This window comes from Gimesia sp., from assembly GCF_040219335.1.
In the GTDB taxonomy this organism is placed as follows: Bacteria; Planctomycetota; Planctomycetia; order Planctomycetales; family Planctomycetaceae; genus Gimesia.
Window position 1 is genome coordinate 1 of record NZ_JAVJSQ010000017.1, and the last position, 13,248, is coordinate 13,248.

The 13,248-nt window shown below is 45.5% G+C and carries 11 protein-coding genes; 8 read left to right on the plus strand and 3 right to left on the minus strand.

All coding sequences use genetic code 11. From position 1 onward, the window contains the following. A partial coding sequence (locus RID21_RS14560; protein ID WP_350190007.1) for a transposase occupies positions 1–673 on the plus strand: 673 nt, incomplete at its 5' end. Positions 674–1,587: 914 nt separating this feature from the next. Continuing rightward, positions 1,588–1,797, plus strand: coding sequence for a hypothetical protein (locus RID21_RS14565; protein ID WP_350190009.1), 210 nt, complete (start codon positions 1,588–1,590; stop codon positions 1,795–1,797). Positions 1,798–1,875: 78 nt separating this feature from the next. On the opposite strand, the gene RID21_RS14570 is transcribed toward RID21_RS14565, so the two are convergent. After that, positions 1,876–2,568, minus strand: a complete 693-nt coding sequence (locus RID21_RS14570; RefSeq protein WP_350190011.1) for a TetR/AcrR family transcriptional regulator — start codon at positions 2,566–2,568, stop codon at positions 1,876–1,878. Positions 2,569–3,124: 556 nt separating this feature from the next. On the opposite strand from RID21_RS14570, the gene RID21_RS14575 reads away from it, so the two are divergent. From RID21_RS14575 to RID21_RS14600, 6 genes are all read left to right on the plus strand, one after another. Beyond that, a complete protein-coding gene (locus RID21_RS14575) occupies positions 3,125–3,613 on the plus strand; it encodes a DUF2141 domain-containing protein (RefSeq protein WP_350190013.1) in 489 nt (162 codons plus the stop codon). Between the two features lie 419 nt (positions 3,614–4,032). Then, the gene (locus RID21_RS14580) at positions 4,033–5,202 is read left to right on the plus strand and encodes an efflux RND transporter periplasmic adaptor subunit (protein ID WP_350190015.1); all 1,170 of its coding nucleotides are present in this window, start codon (positions 4,033–4,035) and stop codon (positions 5,200–5,202) included. Next, positions 5,199–6,410, plus strand: coding sequence for an ABC transporter permease (locus RID21_RS14585; protein ID WP_350190017.1), 1,212 nt, complete (start codon positions 5,199–5,201; stop codon positions 6,408–6,410). Before RID21_RS14580 ends, RID21_RS14585 begins: the two co-directional genes overlap by 4 nt. A gap of 10 nt (positions 6,411–6,420) precedes the next feature. Further along, a complete protein-coding gene (locus RID21_RS14590; RefSeq protein WP_155366370.1) occupies positions 6,421–7,113 on the plus strand; it encodes an ABC transporter ATP-binding protein in 693 nt (230 codons plus the stop codon). A 659-nt stretch (positions 7,114–7,772) separates the two neighbouring features. After that, on the plus strand, positions 7,773–9,185 hold the full coding sequence (locus tag RID21_RS14595) for a hypothetical protein (RefSeq protein ID WP_350190019.1): 1,413 nt from the start codon (positions 7,773–7,775) through the stop codon (positions 9,183–9,185). After that, the gene (locus RID21_RS14600; protein ID WP_350190021.1) at positions 9,166–9,588 is read left to right on the plus strand and encodes a DUF542 domain-containing protein; all 423 of its coding nucleotides are present in this window, start codon (positions 9,166–9,168) and stop codon (positions 9,586–9,588) included. Before RID21_RS14595 ends, RID21_RS14600 begins: the two co-directional genes overlap by 20 nt. A gap of 289 nt (positions 9,589–9,877) precedes the next feature. Here the strand turns inward: RID21_RS14600 and RID21_RS14605 are convergent, their stop codons facing one another. Both RID21_RS14605 and RID21_RS14610 read right to left on the minus strand, forming a co-directional pair. After that, a complete protein-coding gene (locus RID21_RS14605; RefSeq protein WP_350190023.1) occupies positions 9,878–11,743 on the minus strand; it encodes a chloride channel protein in 1,866 nt (621 codons plus the stop codon). A 205-nt stretch (positions 11,744–11,948) separates the two neighbouring features. Further along, complete coding sequence (locus RID21_RS14610; RefSeq protein WP_350190025.1) at positions 11,949–13,175, minus strand: NAD(P)/FAD-dependent oxidoreductase; 1,227 nt, start codon at positions 13,173–13,175, stop codon at positions 11,949–11,951. Between the last annotated feature and the right edge of the window lie 73 nt (positions 13,176–13,248).

Consider the following 13,248-nt stretch of genomic DNA (forward strand, 5'->3'; position numbering starts at 1 on the left):
CGATCAGCGTCTCGTTGAGATTGCTCGAAATGATCCCAGAGTCCGACTCCTGATGACACTTCCTGGAGTGAGCCATGTCGTTGCTGTGGGACTACTGGCTGCGATCGGTGATATTGAGCGTTTTTGTGATGGCAATCATGCTGCTTCTTATCTGGGACTCGTTCCATCAATACGACAGTCAGGAAATAAGTGCTATCACGGAAGAATTACAAAGATGGGAAATCCCCACTGCCGCTGGTTGCTGACGCAGGCCTGCCAGCATGTATCGCGTCACCCAGGTCCACTGGGAGCATTCTACCGCCGGCTGGTGAAACGCAAACCACGTCAGGTAGCAATCATGGCGTTAGCACGAAAACTGGTAACCATCGCCTGGCAGATGCTCAAACAGAATGAACCTTACCGATATGCCAAACCTATGCTGATGGCAAAAAAATTCACGGATCTGGATCGTAAGTATCGGCAGGAACAACGAAGAACTCCTTCGGCTGCGAGAGCGAAGGCAGGAGATGGCCTCACGGCAGTCTACGACGAAATTGGATTCACGGACTCATTATCCCTGGATCAAGTTCCCGATGGAGAACGCCGCATGTTAATTGAAAAGGATGTGATGATGTTTGTTGAAGAACTGTACCGCCCAGTCAAGAAAAATAGATCTACTCAAACAGACAAATAGCATGAGCCGGGATCGTCCTGACGGACTGATCCCGGCTCATGCATTTTTTTTATCTATCGCACACCGTAATGCGGAGAAAGCAAGCTTGGATTTTTAAGGCATCACTCCGATGTCCGAAACGAAACATGATCATCAGGAAAACGGCCTCCGATCAGGAGTGGCCTCATCGGAAACCGTACGCGCTTCGGCGCATCGTCGGTCCAGTTATTCCTTGTTCGGTTGCGTCCCCGCAGAGCCGAACTCTGCTTCACTGGACAAAATTATTATACCAAACCAGATTTTAAAATTGCGACTAGAATTTCTCAGAGGTAGCTATCCCGGACCGAACTCAGCATCCTCATTTTTTGTCCACAGCTTTTCTGGTGCCGTAGTTCAATTTTTTTAAACTCAATCCGTACTACAGAAATGGTAAAGTCACCTACTCCTCTGCTGGACGCTAAAAACAAGGATGGGTTTGAGTCGGCCTGCACTCCCGAACAAAGACTTGGGTAGCACGTCGTCGCAAATTCTGAATTCAGAGTAACATACAACTCAAAAAAGTAACGGAAAGTCCTCTCGCATCCTCCCTTGTAGAGGGTCATATACAAGCTGGGATGCGAAAAAACTTTCTGTTGTTTTTTGTACGTCAGGTACAAATAGTCTGTGATCCGTTAAGTTAAATGGACCACTAATCTTTTATATCAAAACCTTCTGAAAGAACTGACATTAGCCTGAGCAGGTCCTGCCGTGGCGGACTGTTGTTGTCGATCTTTTAGGTACGGACGCGTATGCTTTGAGCATGAAGAAATGACTTGCGTTTGAATTTGATATACGCCACAAATCGTTCGTACGACTTGATCAGCACGCCGAAATGTTCTTTGCAGTAAGTCACATCGATCTTGATCGTATCGAATTCCGGTTTGGGAGAAGGAGAAATGCCGAAAAAGCGATTTACTGTTGAGCAGATAATTAAGCAGCTTCGTGAAGCGGAGGTCGAACTGGCTCATGGTAAGACGATTGGCCTGGTTTGCAAACAACTGGGAATCGCCGGCCAGACTACTACCGCTGACGTAAGGATTACGGTCGAATTCGTACCGACCAGGTCAAACGTCTCAAAGACCTGGAAAAGGAAAATGCACGCTTAAAGCGGCTGCTGGCAGATGCGGAACTGGATAAGGCGATCTTGAAGGAATCAGACATGATCTTCGAATGATAAAGTCAGATTATTTCTTCAATTGCTTTGTTTCTATATCATTTGCAATGGATGTAATTCCAGCGAGTGCGTATTCCGCCAAATGTTTAACCAGAGCCGTAGCATCTTTTTGTGCGAAACCGAGGTTGGGGAACATCTCCTGAAGCGAAGGTCGATCGCAAATAAGTAACATAAAACACGGACCGATGATACTTAAACATCCTCGTTCCACTGCGGGATGATTCGCTGGTAATCCCATCAATTCGCTAACAATGCTTTTAAGAATAAATATCCTCTCGACCCTCTCTTTTCCTTTAAAGGATGCAGTAACTGACGTTGGATGGACAAGTTCTCGACTAATGACGCGCAATACCCAAGAAGAAGAAATCGGACTAGTAAGGGCTTGGACAAAAACCTCCACGAACGCATATAACTTTGTCTGTGGGTCAGATTTTTCCTCGGTAGCACTTCTAATAGAATCAGTAGTGATTAATCTAGATGCAGCTTCATGAAGTACGGCCTTATATAGCTCTTCCAGGCTCCCAAAATAGTAGTTTACAGAAGCCGCATTCGTGTTGGCCAGTTCCGTAATCTCCTTGCTGGTTGCCCGATCAAACCCCTTTTCGGCAAACACCTGTCCAGCAACTTCTAATATTTTCTGGCGAGTGGATGACACTCCTCCTTCATTTTTCGCTGGGGTAATTTTCTGTTTGCCTTTCTTCATTCAATTCACCCTCAGTTTTTATACGCATGAAATAAAGCCCGTTCATGTATTCGGAAATACAATTGAGCTCTTTTCTGAGAAATGTTTGTCAGAGCTTCCTGATCATATCAACAAAACAATAGCTCTCAAACGTGAAACGAGTAGTGAAATAAGAGATACATGTAAGACTCGATAGAAAATCGTTGAATTCTCCCATATCAGGGTCGTCCGGCCACAAGGCTAGACCTGACCAATATATAGGTCAGGCGATGCTTGAAAATATTACCATGTAGCAACGCAGTGAAATCTCTTGAATTCGAGTAATTTCATACCTCTGATATGCATGGTCTCGGGTTTTCACTTCATGACTTTTCCATCTACCCTGTCCTCGTGAATTCAAATTTCAATTTTAAATTTGAATTTGACCTATCGGACTACTTTAGATACAATCATCCTACTTCAGGCATGATTATTGTTCATTTGTGCATATTTTAATGAGGTTTGGCGGGGAAACGTTCTGGTGTGCGCTATTGCCCCAAAGTCCTTGTTGACATTGAAATTAAGGAAAGAATGTACTATGCAGATCCGATTACTGAATCACTCCATTTGTTTAACCATTTTCACGACATGTTTGTTGGGCCAAACAAGCTATGCTGAAGAGTATCAGTCGAGTCTTGCAGTTGAGGTGAGCAGCATTCCCAGAGAAGGAGCAATTACTACTGTCATTTTGTTCAAAGACCCCAAAGCCTTCACTCCTAAAATGGCCACATCTGATCGAAAGCAATGGAAGGGGTATCACTCAATAATTGACAGAAAGTCACGAGCGGGCAAATCAGTCGTAACGTTTGATAAACTTGTTCCCGGTGATTATTCAGTATTCGTCTATTGTGATCTCAATTCAAATAAGAAACTGGATACAAAGTTTCCAGGTATCCCGATTGAACCAATTGGAACATCAAATAATATTGTGCCTCCTAGACAACGGCCTACCTGGAATAATACCAAGATCCAATTGGCACCAGGGAAGAATGTAAAGAAGATAAAGCTAGTCTCAGTTTCACGCTGACTTCGCTTGGTATTCATGTCAGTAGATCTGAGGGTGATGACTCATGAAATCGTTGATTTACTTCTGTGATTTTTCAGGTAATAATCAAGTCGAGAGTCATTAAACATTTCAGAGCGTTCCGGGCTCTGTCGTGTTGATGTATTTACATGAAAAAACAGACTGTGAGGACCTCCCCTGAGGATACTATATCTGACGATTGGAGCACTTACCTTGGTTCCTGTTTTACGCAGAGACTATTTGAAGTGGTACTCCGAGAATTATCTGCCATCTTAAATCCCAGGGGAACCGGTCTGCTTTGCACTCCCGTTATATTCATTTTGATGATGTACGATTATTTCTATAATCAAATCAACAGAAGAATCATCCTTGCAACCACCAATCCATGAAGTATTGAGCCAGAGTATGAGGTGCCGTTCCTGATGAATAATAATCGGACTCGCAGCAATATATGGAGCAGGCGCTTACTAAAAATATCACTCATTGTACTGATCATAGTTGGGCTGGTTTTCTGGCTAAGGTATGCTCCTGTAACAGTAATTGAACATCAGATTTCACGGGGGCCAATGGTTTCCGAAGTTCTTGGAACAGGGACTCTGGAAGCACGTGTTTCCACAAGGATTAGCCCTAAGATCTCAGGGAGAATTAAAGAGATCTTAGTCGATCAGGGGGATCGCGTGCAGAACGGAGAGCTTCTTGTACGACTAGATGACGAAGAACTAAAGCAACAAGTAGCTATTGCTCAAGCGCAGGTCGAAGCAAGTGCAGCTGCAATTGATCGACTTGAGACAGATCGAGATCGCTCAACGGCAGTATTCAAACAGGCAACTAAAAGCCACAATCGCATTACATCCCTGTTCGAGAAGAGTGCGGCAAGCCAGGCTGAGGTAGATCAATCTGCTGAAGCATTAGCAATTGCTGTCGCTGGGGTCTCCCAATCAGAGGCCTCTATCATCGAAGGGAAAAAAGAACTAATTACAGCAGAGAGAACATTAGCGTATCAGAGAGCAAGGCTGCAAGATGCGGAAATTAAAGCACCATTTGCCGGAATCGTTGTCAAACGAACTCGAGAACCTGGAGACGTGGCGGTCCCTGGGAGTACCATCTTAAGTATCATTGCCACTGACGAATTGTGGATCAGCGCGTGGGTAGACGAGACAGAGATAGCTCATCTCGAACCCGAGCAACCAGCAAGAGTATTATTCCGATCAGAACCACATCATACTTATCCAGGAAAAGTCACCCGTCTGGGACTGGAGGCAGACCGTGAGACAAGAGAATTCATTGTAGATGTTGGAGTTCTTGAGCTACCCCAAAACTGGGCTGTTGGCCAGCGTGCCGAAGTCTATATTAAAACAGCTGAAAAGAAAAACGTGATCCAGCTGCCTACCAGATTTCTGAAAAAAGAAAGAGGTGAGGATGGAGTCTATCTAAATCAAAACGGCTTTGCTGTCTGGCAACCAGTAGAAGTGGGGCTACGTAATCGGGATACTGTAGAGGTTCTCACAGGACTGAAAACGGGAGACAGTGTTGTCATTGCTACGGATATAAAAAATGGTTTAAAAAATAATCGAAAAATTATAACACCATGAATCTAGCCACAAGGGATATACGACATAATCTTGGTCGTTTCGCTCTGACTACATTTGGGGTCGGGATGCTTCTAATGGTTGTCATGGGTATGGGAGGGATCTATCGCGGAATCGTAGAGGACGCGACCCTGCTCATTGATAAGATTGGAGCTGATCTCTGGATTGTGCAGAAACATACAAGAGGTCCGTTTGCAGAACTGTCTCAAGTCCCATCGAATCTTACCCAACGCGCTTTATCAGTCCCTGGCGTTCTGTCGACCAGAGATTTCATTTACCACACAATTCAACGTGTAAGAAATGATAAGCCATTGCGTATCGCTGTATTAGGATTAAGTTGGCCTACAGACAAGGGCGAATGGATACCACTGAAATCAGGACGCCCGCTGGGCCAGAATCACTTTGAGATGATTGCAGACGAGTCACTCGGCCTTCAACTAGGCGAAACGATCAAGCTAGGAAAAGATTCTTTTCTGGTTGTTGGTATTTCACAAAGCATGATCAGTTCCAATGGGGACGGAATTGGTTTTTTCACAGTTGCAGATGCGCAGTCGATTCAGTCTGATGCAGCAGGCGAAGCTGTCCGACTGGAAAGGGCTTCACGAAAAGCACGTGGTGAACGGAGCGAAATGGGACTCCAGCAACCATCTAATCTGGATCTGGCAGAAAGACCTTCAAATGAACTTCCAGCGATTTCTCGACCTCAGCTAACTGCAGTCATGGTAACTCTCGCTCCTGGGGCAGATCTGGACCAAATCACTAGAATTTTTTCCGGCTGGGGAGACGTTTCAGTTTTCACAAAATCAGGTCAACGAGAGCTGTTACTGAAGGGGAGTGTCGAAAAGATTCGACGCCAGATTGGACTCTTCAAGATTCTTCTGACGGTTATAGCAGCTGTCATTATGGCGTTGATACTTTATACATTAACACTGGACAAGCTGCATTCGATTGCATTGCTCAAATTGATCGGGGCTCCCAATAGTGTCATTTTGGGCTTGATTATGCAACAAGCTCTTATGCTTGGGGTTCTCGGATTTGGGATAGCCTATCTATTGGGAAAGAAAATCTTTCCTCTATTTCCCCGTCGTGTAATTCTTGTTGAATCGGACTTATATCAACTAGGCGTTATTGTGCTCCTTATTTCTATTGCGTCGAGCCTTTTGGGGATTTGGAAAGCAATGCGTGTTTCTCCTAACGAAGCTCTGTCTTAGTAAGAACAAAATGGATAATTATTTTGCAATTGAAGCAATCGACCTGACGAAAGTTTACGGTAGTGGTAATACCGAAGTGATCGCCATGAAAAATGCATCACTTCAGTTGAAGCGTGGTGAAATTGCCGCCTTGCTAGGCCCCAGTGGCTCTGGTAAATCCACTTTTCTTACTGCTGTTGGACTGATCAACCCTCCTACCTCAGGGACTATCATTATTGGAGGGCAGTTAGTCATGGAAGGTCAGCAAAGCCAAACTAATCTTCGTTCATTTCGGCGCCAGCATATAGGATATGTTTTTCAGAAATCAAATTTGATTCCGTTTTTAACCGCTCTTGAAAATGTGCAAATCTCCCTGGAACTCAATGGTAACTCTAAACGAGAATCGCAAGACAAAGCTCAGCAATTGCTAGATGAACTCGGAATTGGAGAACGTTCAGATAATCTGCCTTCGATGCTTTCAGGAGGCCAGCAACAGCGAGTTGCTGTTGCGCGAGCTCTTGCAAATCAACCCAATGTGATACTGGCAGATGAACCTACTGCAGCACTGGACAGTAAGCGAGGAAGACAAGTGATGGAATTATTCGCACAAGTGGCTCACACTCGAGGGGCTGGGGTAATTGTTGTAACACACGATCATAGAGCTTTGGACGTTTTTGACACAATATATGAAATGGAAGACGGGATGATGCATCAGGAGTTGTGATGCATACCTAGTGAAGTTCCCCAGAAATAGTGGCAGCTTCACCAAGAATGCCGAGTAATTGCGAGTGGTGTCGTATGTTCGAGTGACCTTTCCGCCTGCCAATCACCGTTCCTTCACCAGTTATTTCTCGTTACGTTTCAATTTATCAATGGGCTCCCAAAGTAACCAGGAAAGATACATGGAAGATGTACATTGATGTGGAAAGGAGATTGAGCAGTGAAAGCGTCCTGGAACGTCTCCTGGCCGATAGGTTCCGGAATTCAACCCGTCGCATATCACTTGCAGGTTATTCAAGTCATTGTAACTTCTTCCGTTGCCCTCACACACGAGTGTGTTTTTGAAGTCGCTCCAACGAACCCACAATCCTACACCTTGACATGCATAATTGTATTCTATACCATTAGGTGATAGTTTATGCCTTGGTAATACGATACTGTTCATCAGCGTACAATCCACCGGTCAGACGCCCCTTGCCCTCCCCCCAATCGTCAACAACCCTCCCCAGGCACACCGGGATGCAGGAAATACACACCAAGTTTCCCAGAGCAGATATTCTAGAAGAAGTTATACCTATGATTTTTCATACATACCACTTCACGATAGAACTAATGTTCTGAACTGTCCGTCTGAGCCAGGAATTGCAGGAGAATATGTTCCTCATGATTTTTAATTCCCAAACACATTCAGGCAACACCGCGATTGAAACTCGACACACTCCAATCGCGATTCATGTACTTTCGAAATGGTATTTTAGCGCGTTTGTCATCTTGGTATTGCACAGCTTTGCCCAAACCTCTCATGCGCAATTCGACAATTACAGTGCCTCTCCCATTAATTACAACAAGACTGAAGTCAATGATCCGGTTGCGATACTGGCACGACGTGTAGAATCTGGTGAAGCGAAATTACAATATGATAAAACGCAAGGATTTCTACCCGCCGTGCTTAAAGCTTTGGACATCCCTGTCAGCTCACAAACGCTTGTCTTTTCAAAAACCAGCATGCAGCGTTCTCGTATTTCACCACAGCGCCCTCGTGCAATTTACTTCAACGAAGAGGTATATGTAGGTTATGTACAAAAAGGTGGTGTGATCGAATTTGCAGCGACGGATGCCAGACAAGGAGCAACATTTTACACACTAGAACAGTCAGCAACATTACGACCACAGTTCATTCGTGACCAAGGACAATGCTTGACGTGCCATTCTTCCAATCGCACTCAAAATGTGCCAGGTTACCTGATTCGCAGTGTTTTTGCCAAACCTGACGGAATGCCGGAATTCGGGAAAGGGACATTCACCACCGGCCATAACAGTCCCTTCAAAGACAGATGGGGAGGATGGTACGTCACGGGAACCCATGGCGGTATGCGACATATGGGCAATACCACGATTAAGAATCGTGAAGAGCAGATCGACCGTAATACACGTGCGAATCTGAAGACATTGAACGAACTGGTCTCCACCGTTCCTTATCCAAGTCCACACAGTGATATCGTGGCCCTGATGGTGATGGAGCATCAGACACAGATGCACAATGCCATCGCGTGGGCCAACTATGAAACGCGGCGCGCGATTCATCAGTCCGAGAGTATGAATAGGCTGCTTGAGCGTTCCCAAACACTGCTGAGTGAATCGAGCGAGCGTCGAATCGACAGTGCTGCTGACCGTGTGCTCAAACATCTGTTAATGTGCGACGAATTCGTACTGACCTCACCAGTCAAAGGTACAAGTGCATTTACTTCAGATTTTGAAAGCCGTGGCGTTCGTGACTCACAACATCGATCCTTGCGCGACTTCGATTTGAAATCACGTATGTTCCGTTATCCGTGCAGTTATATGATTTACTCGAAAGCCTTTGATGGATTACCGGATGAAGTTCGTAACCGCGTTCTAAGAAAATTAAAGCAAATCCTCGAAGGTAATGAAACCGGCGAAGATATCGAAAAGTATGCTCATCTCAGCGACAAAGACCGGAGTAACATCAGCCAGATCCTCAAGGACACCAAGTCGGAATTTGCAGCCGTTTGTAAAATAGAGGTAAAAGACAAAGATGATGACTCTGAGAGATAGAGTAGGAGACGGGATATCCAATCATCCTGCAATTTCACGCATCATTGAGCAACATTTGATCGAATACTACTGTCGTGGAGAACGCTCACTGAAAGAGGCTTGCAGGTCGGCACAGGTTGATACGGAAATCGTACTCGGCGAACTTCATGGTGTTGTTTCTCACAATCATAATCAACACGAAAGTAACTTTGCTACGTTATCTCTGACAGGAACGTGTGATGAGATCGAATCAACTCATTATAAATACCTGAAACAAGAATTACCTCGAGTCAAACACCTGATTGCCAAGGTTCTCTCAGTCCACGGAGATCAGCATGCATGGTTGCTTTTGCTCGCTGATTTTTTTGACCTGCTCTGCGAGGAACTTAACCCGCATATGTTTAAAGAAGAGCAAATCCTGTGATTCGAACGATCGAACAAACAAAAAGCGTTCCAAAGTTTTCGTTCGGCTCCGTAGACATCTGATCCTTTATGCGAGCCGACAATTTGGTTGCCAGCTCTAAAGGCGACTCGATCGCAACGTCATAAACCCGGGCATTAAGAATCCGCTGGAGATAGTCCAGCAACTTTTGATCCATTTTCGTACTCATTCCTACAGTTAAAGCGAAGCTCAAGGCTTTAAAGGCCCTTGATCGGAACCACATCAAGAGCAGTGAGACTTTGTTTCATTTTTTTAATCATCGTTAATGCGATTATCGAAGTCTGTCTTGCGCCCCCGAACGCCAGATCGGTTGTTGTAATTGAGTGTCATTTACTCTTCGATAAAAAACTGACAAAATGTCGCTTCGAGTAATAATCCCAACCAATTCACCATTCTTCGACCGCTGTATCACCGGAAGACGACCTACTTCGTGATTAACCATGTGGTCTGTAGCTTGCCTAACTGTACAATCATCATAGACGAATAAAGGTGGGCGATTGATAATTTTATCCAGAGTACGATCTGATGAAGCATCGGCAGTCAATACATCTCGTTGGGTCAACACACCTACTGTGACACCGTGATCGTCCACGACAGGAAATCCCTGATGGGACGTATGATTGCTTCTTGTTGCAAGCCATTCCTGGACATCAGCGATCTTATTATTCGATTGTAATGTAACAACATCCTTTGTCATGATGCTGGAAACATGTACTTGCTCCAAAAGATCAGCTTCGTAATCTTCTGGAGTACGAATGCCCCTTCTGGCAATTTTTTCAGTCATGATCGAGTTACGCATCAAGAAACTCGAGACCAGATGAGCAGCCGCGCAACCGCCTAAGAGAGGCAGCAATCCGAGTGGTTGCAAGGTAGTCTCGAATGCGAACACGACTGAGGTCAGCATGGCTCGTGAAGCCCCAGCGAAGATCGCCGCCATACCGACCAAAGCAGCGATCCTCACATCGACCCCCACTCCCGGGATTGCCGCATTAAATGCTGTTCCCAAAACCGCTCCAATTCCGCCACCAATGGTAAACAGAGGAGCGAGTGTTCCTCCCGAGGTGCCGCTTCCCAGGGAAATCGACCACGAAATGAATTTCATGATACATAGAAACAAAATTGTTGGAACAGTAAGATTATTGGAAAGCATATCACTGATATTGTAATATCCGACCCCCAATGTATCTGGGGCGAAGTAACCCACGATTCCCACTGCGAAGGCACCAATGGCCGGCCACCACATCCAGTGAATCGGTAGACGTTCAAAGCTGTCTTCAATAGCGTACACAGCCCGGGTAATAATGACAGCAAACAAGCCCAGGCCGGCCCCGATCAAAATGTAGCTGATTAAGGCTGCCCCTCCAGGTGCCTGGATATCAGTCATCTGAAATACAGGTTCAGCCCCTTCGAGCATAATTCGCATCCCGGTTGCAGTCGAGGAGGCCAGAGCAACAGGGATAATGGAGCGAGGACGAAATTCGAAAAGTAATAATTCAACAGCCAGCAACACAGCTGATACCGGGCTACCAAATGTGGCCGCCATTCCCGCTGCAGCTCCGGCCGCTAACAAGGTTTTGCGTTCTGTAGCAGTAGACTCCAGAAATTGGCCGATGACCGAACCCAAGGCCCCTCCTGTAGCAATGATGGGGCCTTCTGCCCCAAAGGGGCCCCCAGTCCCAATCGAAACCGCCGCTGAAAGTGGTTTGAGAAACATCAAACGCATTGGAATCCGGCTTTCATTGGTTAAAACCTGTTCCATTGCCTCTGGGATACCATGACCTCGAATTCCCTTGGATCCATATCTGGCCATGAGCCCAACAATCAAAGCACCTGCCACAGGTATGAAGACAACCCAAAGCCCTAAATATTGTACTGCTGGAGCGGGAGAAATGAATGAAGTGCTCAGTTTGCCATAAAAACTGAGATTTGTAATACACCCTATCAGAGACGTCAGGCACAAAGCCACAAATGCTGCAACGGCTCCCAACACGATTGCAAGGCTGCAAATTCGCAGTGTGCGCACATTGATGGGCGTTGTCTCAGGGGGAATCTGTGCTGCCTCGGCGACAAAGTCGAGTGAGGGTGAAACAGTCAGTCCCTCAGTTGTCGGTGATTGAGTTGATTCGTGTTCGGTCATTGAGTCTTAAGAATTTTATGATGAAGTTAAATTAAGACTGATAGCTACAGATAGGGCTCTCAATTTTACCCTTTGATATCTGCGAGATTTGAGATTTCACATAATGCGCCTGGAACATTCGCTAAATGTTGGCCAGGGATCTATGAGATACGGTTAGTAGGCATTGTTAAAACGGGCCTATGTTCTCGGCCCATCATGACCAGGGTTACATATCTTTGGATTTCATTCGATCGATATCGAGGAATACCTGATCCAGCTCGTCCTTGAATAAATCGCCGATCAACAGATTTGTGACGTTACCTTTGTGGTGTGGATAACATTTCACAAATTCACCGAAGTTGAAGCCATTATAAAACTCAACCACGAGGCGGCGCATACGATTCATTCCCTTGAAATACTCCTCAGCCCACTTTCCAAGCAGCTCTTTCGAAGTATCATTCTTTCTGAGTCCTTCGACAATCGCATCCGCCGCTAATTCGCCTGACTTTAGAGCTAGCAGAACGCCTGAAGAATAGAGGGGATCAAGAAACCCTAAAGCATCTCCAACGAGTACCCAACCATTTCCCGCAGCCTGTTTAGAGCGATAAGTAAAATCCCTGGTTGCCCTGACCTTCGCTACCTGAGTTCCCAGCGAGAGTCGTTCTTTTACAACCGGACAATTGATTAATTCTTCCTGAAAAGTAGTTGCATGGTCCTGTCTTTCTTTGAACAGGTAGTCGAAGTCTGCAACAACTCCAACACTCACGGTATTCTCATGTAGCGGGATATACCAAAACCAGCCGTTCGAGTTTTTTAAACTAAGTACAATCGTGGCGCCTGCGTTTGGTTCTTCATCCCGGTAAGCCCCTTCATAGTACGTCCAGATAGCACCTTTATTCAGCTCTGGATCAGGTTCTCGTAATTTAAATTTATTCAGTATCATAGAACTTTGGCCGCTTGCATCCACAACCACTCTCGCGAGAAGTTCTTCGCGTCGTCCTTCAGCATTTTTAATAACAACACCAATAGCCCTGTCATTCTGAAACAGCACATCTAGAACTCTCACCCCCTGGGCGACATCAACCCCTTGCTCCTGGGCATTCTGTAACATCATTGCATCAAATTCGCTCCGACGGATCTGCCAGGTCTGCGAGCATTCGTGTGGGTTGTGTTCAAAGAAATTAAATGGGGCTGATAACTTTCCGGATGAATTCACAAATTGAACGCTATGTTTTTTGACAAAATGGCTGGTTCTTAACTTATTCAGCATATTCAGACGCTTAAATGTCCAGTATGTCTCGGGGATCAGTGATTCACCAATCCGATACTGAGGAGTTGGTTCACGTTCCAATAATTTGACAGAATATCCCTGTTGTGCCACGAGGGTGGATGCTGTGGCGCCGGCTGGACCACCTCCGATAACAATCACATCGCTTTGATTTGGAGAATTCATTTTTGACTCACGAAGAACTAGATAGCTGAATCGACTACATCTTGGACAGAGTTGTCCCCCCCATTTCATGTAC

Bases quoted from the DNA above. Each gene is read 5' to 3' on its own strand.
- RID21_RS14565 (WP_350190009.1), top strand. From the start codon at position 1,588: ATGCCGAAAAAGCGATTTACTGTTGAGCAGATAATTAAGCAGCTTCGT.
- RID21_RS14570 (WP_350190011.1), bottom strand. From the start codon at position 2,568: ATGAAGAAAGGCAAACAGAAAATTACCCCAGCGAAAAATGAAGGAGGA.
- RID21_RS14575 (WP_350190013.1), top strand. From the start codon at position 3,125: ATGCAGATCCGATTACTGAATCACTCCATTTGTTTAACCATTTTCACG.
- RID21_RS14580 (WP_350190015.1), top strand. From the start codon at position 4,033: ATGAATAATAATCGGACTCGCAGCAATATATGGAGCAGGCGCTTACTA.
- RID21_RS14585 (WP_350190017.1), top strand. From the start codon at position 5,199: ATGAATCTAGCCACAAGGGATATACGACATAATCTTGGTCGTTTCGCT.
- RID21_RS14590 (WP_155366370.1), top strand. From the start codon at position 6,421: ATGGATAATTATTTTGCAATTGAAGCAATCGACCTGACGAAAGTTTAC.
- RID21_RS14595 (WP_350190019.1), top strand. From the start codon at position 7,773: ATGATTTTTAATTCCCAAACACATTCAGGCAACACCGCGATTGAAACT.
- RID21_RS14600 (WP_350190021.1), top strand. From the start codon at position 9,166: ATGATGACTCTGAGAGATAGAGTAGGAGACGGGATATCCAATCATCCT.
- RID21_RS14605 (WP_350190023.1), bottom strand. From the start codon at position 11,743: ATGACCGAACACGAATCAACTCAATCACCGACAACTGAGGGACTGACT.
- RID21_RS14610 (WP_350190025.1), bottom strand. From the start codon at position 13,175: ATGAATTCTCCAAATCAAAGCGATGTGATTGTTATCGGAGGTGGTCCA.